This window comes from Shimwellia pseudoproteus, assembly GCF_016415625.1.
In the GTDB taxonomy this organism is placed as follows: Bacteria; Pseudomonadota; Gammaproteobacteria; order Enterobacterales; family Enterobacteriaceae; genus Shimwellia; species Shimwellia pseudoproteus.
In genome coordinates this window covers 1-2,475 of sequence record NZ_WBXP01000105.1, presented here as the reverse complement: position 1 = coordinate 2,475, position 2,475 = coordinate 1, and the positions used below count along the sequence as shown (strand labels likewise).

Here is a 2,475-nt window from a genome sequence, read left to right as displayed (position 1 = left end):
TGAACTTTTGCTTTGTCACAGGATGTCGCTACAGGGTCAGGAGTGTGGTGATCTGATCCTAATTTCGGCTAAAAGTTCGATTTATTCAACAAAGCCCTTAGTGCTCTTAAAACACCATGTATTATCCACTGGGACTTTAACCATTTTGTAGTACTAGTTAGTGTAAAGCGTAACAGATTTGTATTGCACGATCCTGCTAGAGGAAGAATAAATGTCGGACTAGAGGAAATGTCTCAATATTTTACAGGGGTCGCTCTTGAGTTCTGGCCAGGTAGTGAATTTTTAGCAGAAACAAAACAAAATCGCATAAGTCTACGCTATCTTATTAATAGTATTTACGGTATTAAAAGTACGCTTTCAAAAATATTATGCCTATCAATTGTTATTGAAGTAATTAATCTGTTGATGCCAGTATGTATGCAACTGGTTATGGATCATGCTATTCCAGCCGGTGATAAAGGGCTGCTCACGCTTATTTCTGCTGGTTTAATTTTTTTTATTTTTCTCAGAGCTGCAACGGGGGCGCTTCGCGCTTGGTCCTCATTGGTAATGGGGGCTCTTATAAACGTACAGTGGCAGTCAGGTCTGTTTAATCATCTACTCAGACTTCCGTTATCATATTTTGAACGCCGAAAATTGGGAGATATCCAGTCGCGTTTTGGCTCTCTTGATGCTCTGAGAGCTACCTTCACAACCAGTTTGTTGGGGGCCATCATGGACGGTATTATGGTGGTAGGTGTTTTCGTTATGATGCTACTTTACGGAGGGTATCTAACATGGGTTGTTCTCGGATTTACCATGGTTTATATATTAGTTCGCTTAATAACTTACAATTATTACCGGCAGGTATCGGAGGAAGCTATTGTCAGGGGGGCGAGAGCTAACTCCTATTTTATGGAAACACTTTACAGTATTGCTAGTGTTAAAGTTCAGGGTATGACTGAACGACGATGTACACACTGGCTTAACTTAAAAATTGATGCTATCAATTCTGGCATTAAATTAACAAAAATGGATTTGCTCTTTGGTGGGATTAATACATTTATTGCTGCTTGTGATCAGGTTACAATTTTATGGCTGGGGACCCGTCTTGTAATAGATAACCAACTGACTATTGGAATGTTTGTAGCTTTCGCATCTTTCCGTGGACAGTTTTCTGATCGGATAGTATCACTGACAAATTTTCTTCTACAACTGAGAATGATGAGTTTGCATAATGAACGTATCGCTGATATCGCATTACACGAAAAAGAAGAGAGAAAAGCAGATCTTTATGTTTCGGAAGATATTTCTCCGTTATCTCTGCAAACAACGGATTTAAGTTATCAATATGACTTTCAGTCTATACCTATGTTTAGTAATTTATGTATCTCGATAAATCCTGGGGAAAGTGTAGCCATAACTGGTCCATCTGGTACAGGAAAGACAACTTTAATGAAAGTATTATGTGGGTTGTTTGAACCAAGTTCTGGTGAAGTATTAGTGAATGGTACTGATATCAGGCAGATGGGAATAAATAATTATCACAAAATGATAGCTTGTGTAATGCAGGATGACAGACTCTTTTCCGGCTCAGTCAGGGATAACATTTGTGGCTTCGCAGAAGTAATCGATGAAGACTGGATGATCGAGTGTTGTAAAGCTAGTTATATTCATGATGTTATAATGAAAATGCCAATGGGTTATGAAACACTTATAGGAGAATTGGGAGAGGGGATTTCAGGAGGACAAAAACAACGTATCTTTATTGCTAGGGCTTTGTACCGCAAACCAGGAGTTTTATTTATGGATGAGGCAACCAGTTCACTTGACACAGATAGTGAACGTTTTGTGAACCAGGCCATAAAGAGAATGAATATTACAAGAGTTATTATTTCTCATAGAGATTCTACATTAAGAACAGTTGACAGGGTTATTACAATTTTTTCATCAAACGAATTAAAAATTTAGTAAGGGGTATTATTGTGCGTATTCTTTTTATTGGACCTCCGTTGTATGGCTTACTATATCCAGTAATTTCACTTGCTCAGGCTTTCCGAGTCAGTGGGTATGAAGTTATCATTGCCAGCTCAGGTAAATTAGCAAAAAAAGCTGCGAATTCCGGTCTTACAGTATTCGATGCCGCTCCTGAACTTGATTCAGAGGCTGGATATTTACATCAAGAAAATCTCAGAAAAAGAGGAAATATTTTTGGTAATTTCTCATTTTTCAGTGATGAGATGGCAGACAGCTTGATTGATTTTTCTGGACAATGGCGCCCCGATTTGATCGTATATCCACCTCTGGGTCTAGTAGGTTCGCTGCTTGCCGCCAAATATGATATCCCCTCGGTCATGCAAACTGTTGGATTCGCTCATACCCCTATTCATATTCAAATGGGCTTTGTTGAATAAATCGAACTTTTAGCCGAAATTAGGATCAGATCACCACACTCCTGACCCTGTAGCGACATCCTGTGACAAAGCAAAAGTTCAA

At 38.9% G+C, this 2,475-nt stretch carries 2 pseudogenes; both read left to right on the top strand.

Annotation, left to right across the window (positions count from 1 at the left end):
- Nucleotides 1-96: 96 nt before the first annotated feature.
- Nucleotides 97-1,950: pseudogene (locus F9C28_RS19870) on the top strand (peptidase domain-containing ABC transporter); the annotation flags it as partial.
- 14 nt (nt 1,951-1,964) lie between these two features.
- Nucleotides 1,965-2,375: pseudogene (locus tag F9C28_RS19865) on the top strand (glucosyl transferase); the annotation flags it as partial.
- Nucleotides 2,376-2,475 lie beyond the last annotated feature (100 nt).